The sequence below is a fragment of the Micromonospora sp. NPDC050200 genome (assembly GCF_040656135.1).
GTDB lineage: Bacteria > Actinomycetota > Actinomycetes > Mycobacteriales > Micromonosporaceae > Micromonospora.
This window is the reverse complement of sequence record NZ_JBFALG010000031.1, coordinates 19,911-31,957: the sequence shown is the minus strand read 5'-3', so window position 1 is coordinate 31,957 and position 12,047 is coordinate 19,911. Positions and strand designations below refer to the sequence as shown.

Genomic DNA, 12,047 nt, shown 5'->3' with positions numbered 1-12,047 from the left:
CGCGGTGGGGTTGTGGCTGCGCCGCCGGCGCGGTCGGTGACGGGGCGCCGCCGGTGAGGTCGGCCACACGGTGGCGCGGCTGATCGGGGCGGGTGGGCAGAATGGCCGGCCGTGGATCCCCTGTCGCTGACGACCCTGCTCGCTGCGGCCGCCATGGCCGGCTGGGTCGACGCCGTGGTCGGTGGTGGCGGCCTGCTGCTGCTGCCGGCGCTGCTGGTGGCCGCGCCCGGGGTGCCGGTGGCCACGGCGTTGGGCACGAACAAGCTGGCCGCGATCTTCGGTACGTCCACGGCGGCGGTGACGTACGCCCGCCGTACGAAGCTCGACTGGACGGTGGCGGGGCCGTCGGCGGGGCTGGCGGTGTGTTGCGCGGGTGTCGGCGCGGCCCTGGCCGGGTCGGTGCCGGCGGGGGCGTACCGGCCGGTGGTGCTGGCGGTGCTGGTGTCGGTGGCGCTGTTCGTGGTGTTCCGTCCGCGGCTGGGGGTGGTGGCGGTGCCGGCGCGGCGGACCCGGGCGCGGGTGATCGCGGCGGTGGCGTTGGCCGGGGTGGGCATCGCCCTGTACGACGGGTTGATCGGCCCGGGCACCGGCACGTTCCTGGTGGTGGCGTTCACCGCGCTGGTGGGCGCGGACTTCGTGCACGGTTCGGCGATGGCGAAGGTGGTCAACGCGGGCACGAACCTGGGCGCGCTGGTGGTGTTCGCGGCCACCGGTCACGTGTGGTGGCTGCTCGGGGCGGCGATGGCGGTGTGCAACGTGGCCGGGGCGGCCGTGGGGGCGCGGATGGCGTTGCGCCGGGGCGCCGGGTTCGTGCGGATCGTGCTGCTGGTGGTGGTGCTGGCGTTGGTGGTCAAGCTCGGCTACGACCAGTGGCGGGCGGGCTGAGCGTCGCCGCCGTGGCCGGCCGGGCGTCGTGGCCCGACCGGTCGGTGGCGCGCAGGCCGGCCGGGCCCCCGGTGGTCGCCCGGCCGGCGGTCGTGCTCAGGCGTGCCGGACCACGTCGTCGTAGTCGAGGCGGGGCAGCCGGGGGAACCAGGCGTCCGGGCCGGGACGGCCGATGTTGACCAGCAGCACCGACTTCCAGCCGGTGCCGGCGAAGAACTCCTTGTCGACGCCGGCGGCGTCGAAGCCGCCCATCGGGCCGGCGGCCAGGCCGGCGGCGCGGACGCCGAGCAGGAAGTAGCCGATCTGCAGGCCGGCGTTGAACCGGGCCATGCCCTCCCGGCCGGCGGGGTCGCCGGCGAGGTGCTCGCGCATGCCGGGGCGGATCGGGAACACCGTGTCCAGGTGCTCGTGGAAGTCGGTGTCGGCGGCGAGGACGGCGACGACCGGGGCGGTGGCGGTCTTGGCCTGGTTGCCCTCGGCGACGTGGGTGAGCAGGCGCTCCCGGCCGGCGCCGGGGCGGACGAAGAGCACTCGCAGGGGCTGGATGTTCATCGCGGTCGGTGGGTACTTGACCAGTTCGAAGATCGCCCGCAGCTGGTCGTCGCCGACCGGCTCGTCGGTGAAGGTGTTCGCGGTGCGGGCCTCGGTGAACAGCTGCGCCTGCGCCTCGGGGCTCAGGGCGATCAGGTCGGCGGGCAGGACGTCGGTCATCGAAATTCCTCTGTCACTCGGGGAAGGGCTGCTGCAACGGTAGCAGCTAGCTTTTTAGAAGCACCTTGCCGGCGCGCTACTCCCGTACCCTGGGGGCATGACGGTCAGCCCCCAGGTCGGCGGCGGCCCCCGCTCGTGCGACGGGGGGCTCGCCCGGGCCTTCGCGTTCCTCGGCAAGCGGTGGAACGGCGTGCTGCTGGGCACCCTGGCCGGCGGGCCGGCCGGCTTCGCCGAGCTGACCCGCGCGCTGGCCGGGATCAGCGAGTCGGTGCTGTCGGACCGGCTCGGCGAGCTGGCCCGGGTCGGCCTGGTCAGCCGCACCGTGCGGGAGGGCCCGCCGCTGGGGGTCAGCTACCAGCTCACCGAGCGGGGCGCCGCGCTGCTGCCCGCCCTGGACGCCCTCGCCCGCTGGGCCCACGAGAACCTGCCCGCCGAGCCGTCGGGCGGCTGCTGACCCCGATGCCGGTACGCGCCGAACACGACCGCGCCACCCTGGCCGCGCTGCTGCGCCGCGACCCGGTGCTGCACGCATACCAGCTCGGCGACCTGGACGACTTCTTCTGGCCCTACACGTCGTGGTTCCGCCGCGGCGACCAGGTGGCGCTGCTCTATCACGGTGTGGCGCCCCCGGTGCTGCTCGCCTTCGCCGCCCCCGGCGACCGGGATCAGCTCGCGGCGCTGCTGGCCGAGCTGGCCCCGATGCTGCCCGCCCACCTCCACGCGCACCTGTCCCCCGGGCTGGACGACGTGCTGGGCCGCTGGTTCGCCGTCGACCCGGCCGGCGCGCACCTGCGGATGGCGCTGACCGACCCGGCCCGGCTTGCCGAGGTCACCCCGGCCGGCGAGGTGCTCGACGACGCCGACCTGCCGGCCCTGCGCGCCCTCTACGCCGCCGCGTACCCGGGCAACTGGTTCGACCCGCGGATGCTCGCCACCGGCCAGTACGTCGGGATCCGCCGCGAGGGCGGCCTGGTCGCGGTGGCCGGGGTGCACGTCTGGTCCCCCACCTACCGGGTGGCTGCGCTGGGCAACGTCACCACTCATCCCCGGGCGCGCGGCCAGGGGTCGGCCGCCGCCGCGGTCGCGGCGCTCTGCGCGCGGCTGCGCGAACACGTCGACCACGTGACGCTCAACGTCAAGGCCGACAACCTCACCGCCGTGCGGCTCTACCGCCGGCTGGGCTTCACCCGGGTCGCCGACTTCGGTGAGTACACGCTGACCGCGGTGACCGACAGCATGTCCAGCCGCCACGCTGGGTCAACAACCCGACCCTGACCTGGACCTGTGTCGGACGGGCCCGAGCCCGTCGGGCACCTAGCGTCTCCCGACAGAGGCCGCGTCGTGACGCGGCGGAGTCGAAGGAGTACGCATGACAATGACATCGGTAGGGGCCCGAAGTCGGTTGGCGGTCGTCACCGCCGCCGTGACGGCGCTGCTGACCGTGGCGGCCACGCCGGCCATCGCAGCACCGGGCGTCGACCCGGCCACCGTGGACCGGGCCGCCAACCCCGGCACCACCATCGACATCGACAAGGTGGTCTCCACCCCGCCGATTCCGCCCAAGCCCGACGTGGTCCTGCTGGTCGACACCACCGGCAGCATGGGCCCCGTCATCGGCGCCGTGCAGGCCAACCTCCAACAGGTCATCAACAACGTGCGGTCGGTGCAGCCGAGCGCGCAGTTCGCGGTGGCCTCCTACCGGGACGAGGGCGACGGCGCAGAACTGTTCCGGGTCCGGCAGAACCTCACCGACGACGCGACCGCCCTGCAGAACGCGGTCAACGGCCTGGCCCCCGGCGGCGGCGGGGACACCCCCGAGGCGTGGGTGAACGCTCTGTTCCAGGTTTCCGGCGGCGCGATCGCCTACCGCTCCGGCAGCAGCCGGATCGTGGTGCTCGTCGGCGACGCCCCCAGCCACGACCCCAGCGCCGGGCACACCCTGGCGCAGGCCACCGCGGCCCTGCAGGCCGACGAGGCGAAGGTGCTGGCGGTCAGCGTCAGCGGCGGCGGCGGTGGCCTGAACGCCAGCGGCCAGGCCGCCGCGGTGGTCGCCGCGACCGGCGGGCAGCTGGTCGGCAGCGCCCCCGGCACCGTCACCGACGCCATCCTCAACGGCCTGCGTGACCTCGACGTCACCGTCACCCCGACGGTGACCTCCTGCGATCCGGGGCTGACCGTCACCTTCGACGCGGCCTCGCGTACCCAGCAGAGCGGCACCGCCGTGCCGTTCGCCGAGACCATCACGGTCGCCGGGGACGCCCCGCAGGGCGCCACCCTGCACTGCACGGTGGACTTCCTGCTCAACGGGCTGTCCGGTGGGCCGGCGTTCGTCGAGCAGATCACCGTCAAGGTCAACGACGTCACCCCGCCGGTGGTGGTCGTGGACGACCGGACCGTCGAGGCGACCAGCCCCGCCGGCGCGGTCATCACCTACCCGGCCTCGGCCACCGACAACGTCGACGGCCCGCTCACCCCGACCTGCGCCCCACCGCCGGGCAGCACCTTCCCGCTCGGCGCCACCACGGTGACCTGCACCGCCACCGACGCGGCCGGCAACACCGGCAGCGACACCGCGACGATGCGGGTGGTCGACACCACCGCGCCGGCCACGGCGTGCGTGCCGACGAACAACCCGAGCGGGGACAACACCCCCGGCTCGTACAACCCGGACGGGTTCTACCAGCTCACCTCGACCGACATCGTCGACACGGCGGTGGACGTCTACATCGGTGACACGGCCGACCCGACGGTGAAGTTCGGCCCCTTCCCCGCCGGCACCAAGATCAAGCTGGTGCAGGCGCCGGGCGCGCAGTCCAGGGTCAAGGACGGCGCCGGCGACATCGACTACAAGGTGACGCTGCGCGGCGACGCGGTGATCACCGGCGTGGACAACTTCGGCAACACCTCCACGGCGACCTGCCTGGTGGCCCCGCCGCCGAAGTGACCCACGGCTGATCGGGTGCGGGGGCGGCCACCGGCCGTCCCCGCCTCGTCAGCGGTGCCGGCTGGGCGAGTCGAACCGGCCGGCGCGGATCTCCCGCAACGCCCGGCGGCGCACGTCCCCGGACAGGGTGTCGACGTAGAGGCGTCCGCGCAGGTGGTCGGTCTCGTGCTGCAACGCCCGAGCCAGGAACCCGCTGCCGGAGATGGTCAGCGGCTCGCCGTGCCGGTCGAAGCCGTGCACGGTGGCGTGCATCGACCGCCGGGTCGGGAAGTACAGCCCCGGGATGGACAGGCAGCCCTCGTCGTCGTCCTGCGACTCCTCGGACAGCTCGATGGTCGGGTTGACCATGTGCCCGCAGTGGCCGTCGGCGTCGTAGACGAACACCTGCGCGCCGACCCCGATCTGCGGCGCGGCGACCCCGGCCCGGCCGGGCGCGCCCAGCAGGGTGTCCATCAGGTCGTCGACCAGTTGCTGCAGCTCGGCGTCGAAGCTGGTCACCGGCTCGCAGGCGGTGCGCAGGACGGGATCGCCGATGATCCTGATCGGGCGTACGGTCATGCGGAGAAGGCTATCCGTGCGTCACGGCCGGCGGTGTCGCACCCCGGTCAGCGATCGCCGACCAGGACGGCGACCCCGTCGAGGATCCGCGCCAGGCCGAACTCGAAGGCCCGGGCCGGATCGGAGGGCGCCTGGTACTCCTGCCCCGCCGCGGCGCCCACCCGGGCGGCGGTCGGGAACCGCTGCGGGTCCATCGCCTTCTCCAGGTACGGGGCGTGCGCCCGCCACCACTGCTCGTCGGTCATGCCGGTGCGCTGGGCGGCCTGGGCGGCCTCCACCGCGCCGCGGACCGCGCCGTGGACGTAGCCGTCGACGAGGGTGACCACCGCGTCCATCTCCAGGTCGGTCAGGCCGATGCCCTCGACCGCGCGCAGCTCGTACTCGTACTTGGCGGTGACGTTGGGGCCCAGCGGCGGGCGGGTGGTGGCGACCTGCAACAGCCACGGGTGGCGCAGGTAGAGCGCCCAGTTCTCCCGGGCGATCCGCTCCAGGCGGCCACGCCAGCCGCCGGGGACGTCGGCGGTGCGGGCGGTCTCGCCGTAGACGGTGTCGAGCATGACGTCGAGCAGTTCGCCCTTGCCGGGCACGTGGGTGTAGAGCGACATGGTGCCCACCCCGAGGCGCTCGGCGACCCGCCGCATCGACAGCGCCGCCAGCCCCTCGGTGTCGGCGACCTCGATGGCGGCCCGCACGATCCGGTCCACGCTCAGGTCGCCGCCCCTGCGGCTGGCCTTCTCGCTGGTGCGCCAGAGCAGGGCGAGGCTGCGCGCGGGGTCCCCGGTGCCGCTGTACTCGACGCTCATCCCGCCACCCTACCGTCACTCGTACCGTATGATGTACGGTACGGCGCACGGCAATCGGCGGAAGGGGCGTGCCCATGCGACGCGACGGACCGGTCATCGAGGCCGAGGGGCTGCGCAAGCGCTACGGCGACACCGAGGCCCTGGCCGGGATCGACCTGGCCGTGCCCGGCGGCACCGTCTGCGCGGTCCTCGGGCCCAACGGCGCCGGCGAGACCACCCTGGTGCGCATCCTGAGCACCCTGCTGCGCGCCGACGCCGGCGTCGCCCGGGTCGCCGGCTTCGACGTCCGCCACCAGACCGACCGGGTCCGCGCCCACATCGGCCTGGTCGGTCAGCAGATCGCCGTCGACGAGGTGCTCGGCGGCCGGCAGAACCTGGTGCTCTTCGGCCGGCTGCACCACCTCTCCCGCGCCCGGGCCCGGTCCCGCGCCGACGAGCTGCTGGAGCGCTTCGGTCTCATCGACGCCGGGGACAAGCCGGTCGGGGCGTACTCCGGGGGGATGCGCCGCCGCCTCGACCTGGCCGCCGCGCTGATCCTCGACCCGCCGGTGCTCTTCCTCGACGAGCCCACCACCGGCCTGGATCCGCATGCCCGCGGCGCCGTCCGCGCGCTTGTCGCCGCCGGCACCACCGTCCTGCTCACCACCCAGTACCTGGAGGAGGCTCGCCTCCCCGACCAACGCCACCAGGATGACGACCAGGACCGCAGCACCGAACTGACCGCGAGAGGACGCCCGTGACGATCGGCCGGTACGCGGTGACGTTCGTCCCCGCCGACCCGCCCCGCGCCGGGGCGCTGCTCGTCTGGTCCACCGAGGGCGACGGCCCGCCGGACTGCCCCGGCGAGGTCTCGCGGGAGACCCTCGCGACACCACCGCGGGGCGTACCAGCGCGGGTGCCGGTGCGCCGCGCGCCGCTGGCGGCGGGTGTGCCGCTGCTGCTGGCCGGCGGGGCCACCGACCCGGCGGCGGCCTTCTGGGCGACCGCCACCCGCCAGACGTTGCACCTGGCCGCCCGGGGCCTGCTGCTGCCCGACGTCACCCCGGCCGGGTACGACACCTGGCGGGTCGGGCCGCTCGGCGACGCCGACACCGCCCGGCTGCGCGCCCTGGCCGCCGCGATGCCGGCGACCGCGCGGGCCCGGCCCCTGCCGGGGTGCGCCCCGGCGCGGCTGCCGGACGCCGGCCGACTGCTGCGGGACTTCGTCGACGCGGTCGCCGACACCGTGGCCCGCGACGACACCGCCACCGGAGTGTGGGCGGCGACCACCGCGACGGCGGTGCCGGCGCTGCGACGCTGGGCCGCGCGGGTGACCGCCGACGCCGACGCCGCGGTCCGGTTGTCGCTCCGCCTGGAACCGGTGGGCGACCCGGACGGGCCGTGGCGCGCGGTGGTGCAGCTGCACCGGCGCACCGACCCGGGGCTGCTCACCGACGCCGCCGCGCTGTGGGCGGGGCCGGTGCCCGGCTTCCCGGCCGCCGCCCGCGACGCCGCGCTGCTGGCCCTGCGCGACGCGGTCCGGCACTGGCCCGCGCTGGCCGGTCTGCTCGACCGGCCGGTCCCCGACGCGCTGCCGCTGACCGATGACGACCTGGCCGACCTGCTGGGCGGTACCGCCCGGCGGCTCGCCGACACCGGGGTGGACGTGCACTGGCCGGCCGGGGTCAGCCGCGACCTGACCGCCGCGGTGGGGCTGCGCGCGCCCCGCGTCGGCGGCCCCACCGGCCGGCTCGGTGACCTCGGCGAGCTGGCCCTGGACTGGCGGCTGGCCCTGCACGGCGAACCGCTCACCCCGGCCGAGCTGCGGACGCTGGCCGAGGCGCGCCGGCCGGTGGTGCGACTGCGGGAACACTGGGTGCTGGTCGACCCGGAGTCAACCCACCGCGCCCGGCGACCGGCGCTCGCGCCGCTGCCGCCGGTCGCCGCGCTACGGGCCGCGCTCACCGGGTCGGTCACCGTCGACGGCGCCGACGTCCCGGCCACCGCCGAGGGCCGGCTGGAGGAGGTACGCCGCCGGCTCACCGCCGAGCCCGCCGACGTGCCCGTCCCGGCCGCCCTGGCCGCCACCCTGCGCGACTACCAGCGCCACGGGCTGCGTTGGCTGGCCGGCCTGACCGCCCTCGGCGTGGGCGGCTGCCTCGCCGACGACATGGGGCTGGGCAAGACGGTCACGGTGATCGCCCTGCACCTGCACCGGCAGGCCGACCCGGCCACCGCCGGCCCCACCCTGGTGGTCTGCCCCGCCTCGCTGCTGGGCAACTGGGAGCGGGAGATCACCCGGTTCGCCCCCGGCACCCCGGTACGCCGCCACCACGGCCCGGGCCGCGCCCTCGACGGCGTCGGGGCGGGTTTCGTGCTGACCACGTACGCCACGCTGCGGCTCGACGTCGACGAGCTGGCCGAACGGTGCTGGCCGCTGCTGGTCGCCGACGAGGCCCAGCACGTCAAGAACCCCGCCTCCGGCGTGGCCCGGGCACTGCGGGCGGTCCCCGCCGCCGCCCGGGTCGCGCTGACCGGCACCCCGGTGGAGAACAGCCTCACCGACCTGTGGGCGGTGCTGGACTGGACCAACCCCGGCCTGCTGGGCACCCTGGCGCAGTTCCGGTCCCGCTGGGTACGCCCCGTCGACACCGACCGGGACCGGGCGGCCGACCTGGCCCGCCTGGTCCGGCCGTTCCTGCTGCGCCGACGCAAGAGCGACCCGGGCGTCGCCCCAGAACTGCCCGCCAAGACCGAAACCGATCAGCCGGTCGCGTTGACCGCCGAACAGGCCGCCCTCTACCAGGCGACCGTGGCGGAACTGCTCGACGTGATCGCCGCGACCGACGGGTTCGCCCGCCGTGGCCTGGTGGTCAAGCTGCTCACCGCGCTCAAGCAGATCTGCAACCATCCCGCCCAGTACCTGCGGGAGACCGCGCCGGTCCTGGCCGGCCGCTCCGGCAAGCTGGACCTGCTCGACGAGCTGCTCGACGGCATCCTGCCCGCCGGCGGCGCGGTGCTGGTGTTCACCCAGTACGTGGCGATGGCCCGGCTGCTGCGCCGGCACCTCGACGACCGGGACGTACCGGCGTTGCTGCTGCACGGCGGGCTGCCGGTGGCGCGACGCGAGGACCTGGTACGCCGGTTCACCGACGGGCGGGCACCGGTGTTCCTGCTGTCGCTGCGGGCGGCCGGCACCGGCCTGAACCTGACCCGCGCCGACCACGTGGTCCACTTCGACCGCTGGTGGAACCCGGCCGTGGAGGACCAGGCCACCGACCGGGCGTACCGGATCGGGCAGACCCGGCCGGTGCAGGTGCACCGGCTCATCGCCGAGGGCACCGTCGAGGACCGGATCGCGGGGCTGCTGGCCGGCAAGCGGGAACTGGCCGAGGCGGTGCTCGACGCCGGGCCGGGCGCCCTGGCCACCCTCGGCGACGCCGAGCTGGCCGACCTGGTCACCCTGCGGGGGCGGGCGTGACCGCCCGCGGGTTCCCCGCGTTCCCGGCCGGGCCGGCGCGGCGTATCCGGTCGGCCTGGGCCACCGGGTGGGCGGCGGTGCTGGCGGAGTCGGCGCTGGACGCCGAACCGGTGCGCCGGGGTCGACGCCTGGCCGCGCGGGGACACGTCGGACCGATCACGATCAGTCCCGGCCGGATCGCCGCGAGCGTGCACGACGGCGACCCGGAACAGGCGCACCGCACCGTGCTCCGCGTCGACACGCTGCCGGACGCCGACTGGGACCGGCTCGCCACCGCCGTCGCCGACCGCTCCGGGCACCTGGCCGCCCTGCTGGCGGGGCAACTGCCCGCCGAACTCCCCGAGTTCGCCGGGGTGCGCCTGCCGCCCACCGGCGGGCAGCTGCTGCCGGACTGCGACTGCCCGGACTGGGGCCACCCGTGCCGGCACGCCGCCGCACTGTGCCACCAGGTGACCTGGCTGCTGGAGGGCGAACCGCTCCTGCTGCTGCTGATCCGCGGCCGCGACGCGGCGGACCTGCTCGCCGACGTACGCCCGCCCACCCTGGCGGCCACCACCACCGTCGACCGGCCGCTGCCCGGACCGGAGCCGTCGGATGCCGGCAGCGCGCACGGCACGCCCGCCGATGAGGCGTACGCGGCGACGCCGGGGCCGCTGCCGGGTGCACCGGACGGCCCGGTCACGGTCACCCTGCCGCTGCTGCCGGCGGATCCCGGCGTGGACGTGGACGCGCTGCGGCGGCGGATCGCGCTCGGCGCCGCCCGGGCCGCCGCGCTGCTCGACCAGGGCCGATCCGCGACCCGCGCCCCCGCGTCGGGTGACCCGGGAGACGGGGGCTTCGCGGTGGGGCCACCGGGGGTCGACCCGGCCGAACTGGTCGCCACGACGCTGACGACGCCGCCCGCCGGCCCGGTGGCCGGACCTGAATCGTCTGCGTCATCAGCTCCATAGCGCGCGGACCGGACCACCGCACCCGGCGGGGCCCGGTGCCGAGGGCAGCCCCAAAATGCCACACCGGCCCCGCCCGGTGTCGAGGGCAGCCTCGTGCCACGCCGGTGGACGCCACACCGGCCGGCGGTCGGTCAGCCGGCGGCGAGCAGGGCGCGCACCGGCGCGGCCTTGGCCGCAGCCTCGGCGACCTCGGCGTCCGGGTCGCTGTCCCAGGTGATGCCCCCACCGGCCCAGACATGCAGCCGGTCGGCGGCGGCGGCGACGGTGCGGATGGTCAGGCCCAGGTCGATCCGGCCCGGGCCGACCCAGCCGAGCGCCCCCATGCCGGCCCCACGCCCGACGGGTTCCAGGGCGGCGATCTGCTCCAGGGCGGCGAGCTTCGGCGCGCCGGTGACCGACCCGCCGGGGCAGGTCGCGCGCAGCAGGTCGGCCAGGCCCAGCCCGTCGGCCATCGCCGCGGAGACCGTCGACTCGGCCTGCCACAGGTCGCACCAGCGGCGCACCGCGAACAGTTCGTCCACCCGCACCGACCCGGTCCGCGCCACCCGGGCCAGGTCGTTGCGTTCCAGGTCGACGATCATCACGTGTTCGGCGCGTTCCTTGGCCGAGGCGAGCAGTTCGCGGCGTCCGGCGGCGGTGGCCGGGCGGGTGCCCTTGATCGGCCGGGTGATCACCCGCCCGCCGGTCACCTCGACCAGGGTCTCCGGGGAGGCGCAGCCGATCGCCCAGCCGTCGCCGTGCAGGGTGCCCCCGTAGCGGGCCCCGGGCAACGCGCCGAGGCGGGACAGGGCCGGCCGCGGGTCGCCGAGGTAGCGGGCGGCTGCGTGCCCGACGACGTTGACCTGGTACACGTCCCCGCGGCCGATGGCCGCGCGGACCGCCGCGACGGCGTCGGCGTGCTGTCGGGGGTTCCAGCTCTCCCGCCAGTCCCCCAGCCACCAGCGGCCGCCAGACGCCGGGGCGGCGGGCGGGGTGGGGGACGGCGCGTGACCGTAGACGACCACGGCCAGCTCCGGCAGGGCCGGCGCCGGGGTGGGCGCGCCCGGCGCGGCGCCGACCATCCGCGCCCCGGCGGCGGCGGAGACGTACAGGGCGGCGCCGCAGACGCCGGTCGGCCGGTGGGTGGCGGGTCGGGCCGGCCCGGTCAGCTCGAGACCGTGTCCGGCCAGGAACTCCTCGGCCAGCGCGGCCGGGTCGCCGCCGTCGGCCGGGCGCCACTCGTACCGGTCACGCTCGACGAGCACGCTGCGGCAGGACGGCGGCACGCCCGGCACGTCGATCAGCGATTGTGGGAGCGTTTCCACGCCGGTCGGCTCATTCTTCCTCATCCGTTCAGTGGATTTCGGGTGAACATGACGGATGCCTGCTCGATTCCGTGCGCTTGAGCTTGGTACTGTGCGTCACTGGTCATGTGAACCATGACACAGTGCCCCCACAGTCCGGAGAACCCGATGTGCCAGCACCAACCCACCTGCCCCTCCGCCGACGCGACCGACCGCGAAGCCGCCCGCGTCATCGCCTGCTTCCGTGAGCAGGGCTGGAGCCTGCTCTGCAACGGTGTCATCGTCTTCGAGGACACGGGCGAACTGCTCCCCGACGGCAGCACCATCGCCCCGCACCGCGGGCCCGCCCGCCACGCTCTCGTCGCCTGAGTCGATCACGCTCCGTAACAAGAGCTGGTCAACCGGCACCAGGCTAGTCCCTCGGCCAGGGACCGCCCTCTCCAGGTGCGCCCA

At 75.6% G+C, this 12,047-nt stretch carries 11 protein-coding genes and 1 pseudogene; 8 read left to right on the top strand and 4 right to left on the bottom strand.

Going from position 1 to position 12,047, the window contains the following annotated elements; genetic code table 11:
* The first annotated feature begins 111 nt into the window (after nt 1-111).
* Complete coding sequence (locus AB0I41_RS20905; RefSeq protein ID WP_357109917.1) at nt 112-885, top strand: TSUP family transporter; 774 nt, start codon at nt 112-114, stop codon at nt 883-885.
* 96 nt (nt 886-981) lie between these two features.
* On the opposite strand, the gene AB0I41_RS20900 is transcribed toward AB0I41_RS20905, so the two are convergent.
* Nucleotides 982-1,596 carry a malonic semialdehyde reductase gene (locus AB0I41_RS20900; protein ID WP_357109914.1) on the bottom strand — a complete coding sequence of 205 codons (615 nt, stop codon included), beginning with the start codon at nt 1,594-1,596 and terminating at the stop codon, nt 982-984.
* Between the two features lie 97 nt (nt 1,597-1,693).
* Here AB0I41_RS20900 and AB0I41_RS20895 point away from each other — a divergent pair, with 97 nt between their 5' ends.
* The 3 genes from AB0I41_RS20895 to AB0I41_RS20885 all read left to right on the top strand — a co-directional run bounded on the left by AB0I41_RS20895 (nt 1,694) and on the right by AB0I41_RS20885 (nt 4,540).
* A complete protein-coding gene (locus AB0I41_RS20895) occupies nt 1,694-2,050 on the top strand; it encodes a helix-turn-helix domain-containing protein (RefSeq protein ID WP_357109911.1) in 357 nt (118 codons plus the stop codon).
* Between the two features lie 5 nt (nt 2,051-2,055).
* On the top strand, nt 2,056-2,871 hold the full coding sequence (locus AB0I41_RS20890) for a GNAT family N-acetyltransferase (protein WP_357109908.1): 816 nt from the start codon (nt 2,056-2,058) through the stop codon (nt 2,869-2,871).
* A gap of 94 nt (nt 2,872-2,965) precedes the next feature.
* Entirely contained in the window at nt 2,966-4,540 is a 1,575-nt protein-coding gene (locus AB0I41_RS20885; protein WP_357109905.1) for a VWA domain-containing protein, read from the top strand.
* Nucleotides 4,541-4,588: 48 nt separating this feature from the next.
* On the opposite strand, the gene def is transcribed toward AB0I41_RS20885, so the two are convergent.
* Nucleotides 4,589-5,098: a peptide deformylase gene (def, locus tag AB0I41_RS20880; RefSeq protein ID WP_357109902.1), complete on the bottom strand. Its 510-nt coding sequence runs from the start codon at nt 5,096-5,098 to the stop codon at nt 4,589-4,591.
* Nucleotides 5,099-5,145: 47 nt separating this feature from the next.
* Nucleotides 5,146-5,901, bottom strand: coding sequence for a TetR/AcrR family transcriptional regulator (locus AB0I41_RS20875; protein WP_357109900.1), 756 nt, complete (start codon nt 5,899-5,901; stop codon nt 5,146-5,148).
* A gap of 74 nt (nt 5,902-5,975) precedes the next feature.
* Between AB0I41_RS20875 and AB0I41_RS20870 the strand changes: the two are divergent.
* The 3 genes and pseudogenes from AB0I41_RS20870 to AB0I41_RS20860 form a co-directional block, all read left to right on the top strand.
* A pseudogene (locus AB0I41_RS20870) lies at nt 5,976-6,581 on the top strand (ATP-binding cassette domain-containing protein); the annotation flags it as partial.
* A 56-nt stretch (nt 6,582-6,637) separates the two neighbouring features.
* Nucleotides 6,638-9,361 carry a DEAD/DEAH box helicase gene (locus tag AB0I41_RS20865; RefSeq protein WP_357109897.1) on the top strand — a complete coding sequence of 908 codons (2,724 nt, stop codon included), beginning with the start codon at nt 6,638-6,640 and terminating at the stop codon, nt 9,359-9,361.
* Complete coding sequence (locus tag AB0I41_RS20860; RefSeq protein ID WP_357109894.1) at nt 9,358-10,311, top strand: SWIM zinc finger family protein; 954 nt, start codon at nt 9,358-9,360, stop codon at nt 10,309-10,311. The genes AB0I41_RS20865 and AB0I41_RS20860 overlap by 4 nt, the downstream gene beginning before the upstream one ends.
* A gap of 131 nt (nt 10,312-10,442) precedes the next feature.
* Here AB0I41_RS20860 and AB0I41_RS20855 read toward each other — a convergent pair whose 3' ends face one another.
* Nucleotides 10,443-11,639: a chorismate-binding protein gene (locus AB0I41_RS20855; RefSeq protein WP_357109892.1), complete on the bottom strand. Its 1,197-nt coding sequence runs from the start codon at nt 11,637-11,639 to the stop codon at nt 10,443-10,445.
* A gap of 123 nt (nt 11,640-11,762) precedes the next feature.
* Between AB0I41_RS20855 and AB0I41_RS20850 the strand changes: the two genes are divergently transcribed.
* Entirely contained in the window at nt 11,763-11,963 is a 201-nt protein-coding gene (locus tag AB0I41_RS20850) for a DUF5999 family protein (protein WP_265009624.1), read from the top strand.
* Nucleotides 11,964-12,047 lie beyond the last annotated feature (84 nt).